The sequence below is a fragment of the Mucilaginibacter phenanthrenivorans genome (genome assembly GCF_024721155.1).
GTDB lineage: Bacteria > Bacteroidota > Bacteroidia > Sphingobacteriales > Sphingobacteriaceae > Mucilaginibacter > Mucilaginibacter phenanthrenivorans.
The window spans coordinates 1-1,379 of record NZ_JAHVAP010000032.1; the positions used below are offsets into that span (position 1 = coordinate 1).

A 1,379-nucleotide genomic window follows, 5' to 3' on the forward strand; every position below is an offset into this window, starting at 1 on the left:
AATTTATATGTAAAAAGGCAGTTTGGGATAACTGATGAAAGAGGCAAAGTTTGGGATACAGGGTATGATCTTGTTAAGGTTCAGGCCAATCAGGGGGGGCGGGGCCAGGTATACGTCCTTCTGACTCATGGTTTGTTCATAACGGTTGGGAAACAGCGCCGTGGTATGGTAATTTCTTAGGCCCAGGACCGAATGGTGATCCATATAGACTATTAGGCCCCGATAAAGTGCATTTTTTACATCCTATAGATATGCTGGATGCTGCGGCTCAAACACATGATTACTGGTATGATGTTGCCAAGACCGGTGGTGTATATGGCGCTTTATTTGTAGATAAAGTTGCAGATGCCGATCACCAACTTGCTGTTTCCGCAGGCGAAGTAGTGAGAAGGTATTTTGCAGGTGTGAATGATTCGATTACTAATCAGCCGGTAACGAGAGCTGAATTTATATGGGCATTAAAGGTCAATGTAGCTTTCATGGAATTAGCAGGTTTTAAAAGCATTGGCAATGCTATACGTCCACCCAAATAGCCTAAGAGATAAATTTTAACTAAAGAGTTACATCGATGAAAAAGACAATTTTTGTTATAATAGGATTAATAGCTTTAATCTATGTTGGTAAGTGTACGTATCAAACATTAAGCATAAGTTCTACAATCCCAGTAATCAAAGAATATACTTGTAATGGAAATGTTGATTTTTTAATTGCAAACATTAAAAAATATGTTTCTGCACATCCTTCTATATCATTTAAAGTTACAGGTGTTGTAGGCGACAAAGATAGTGGGCTTGGCTACCAAATTACTATAAGCTTCAAAAGCAATAACCATGATCTAACTTATGATATAAAGTGTGAGGATAATAAAATGAAAGATAAAGTTATTACCACTTTAAAAATAATTGCAGCGCATGATTTAACAAGCGGAACTGGGGGATATGGTGTCAAGGCAGATGGAATGAGCGAATTGATAAATAGTTTTACCTCTGCCATTTTAACTCCTATGCAATATGAGCAAAATATCAAAGTAACGCCTTTATAAAGCCTACTTAATCTTAGCCCGGCCGCAAGCCGGGCTTTTTGCTTTAAGAGCTATATATACAACTATCTGTATATCTGTTAATGCGTTTGTTTTTTAAGCTGCAAGTTGTGTTTTTGGGTACCCAAAAACCTACTTGCCCTACCGCGGGTGGGCGGTAAGGGATTGAAAGACCTGCGCAACTTGGTCTTTCTATAACTTTTTATCCGAAAGTCAAGCGTGTTTTAGCTTCACGTATCAAAGCACCCCCCCAACCTGGCGCGAGTATGCAGCGCAGGCCAAAAGCGTAAAGGCGTACTCGTGCCCCGCGTTTAGGTAGCCAACGTGCTATGTTGTAAAA

Annotated in this window: 3 protein-coding genes; all 3 read left to right on the top strand. The window is 39.7% G+C overall.

Going from position 1 to position 1,379, the window contains the following annotated elements; genetic code table 11:
* Nucleotides 1-180 (top strand): hypothetical protein (locus tag KXD93_RS30500; RefSeq protein ID WP_258141348.1); only part of this gene is annotated, 180 nt, incomplete at its 5' end.
* A 71-nt stretch (nucleotides 181-251) separates the two neighbouring features.
* Nucleotides 252-533: a hypothetical protein gene (locus KXD93_RS30505; RefSeq protein ID WP_258141349.1), complete on the top strand. Its 282-nt coding sequence runs from the start codon at nucleotides 252-254 to the stop codon at nucleotides 531-533.
* A gap of 35 nt (nucleotides 534-568) precedes the next feature.
* Nucleotides 569-1,042 (top strand): hypothetical protein, encoded by a 474-nt coding sequence (locus tag KXD93_RS30510; protein WP_258141350.1) that lies wholly within the window; start codon nucleotides 569-571, stop codon nucleotides 1,040-1,042.
* Nucleotides 1,043-1,379 lie beyond the last annotated feature (337 nt).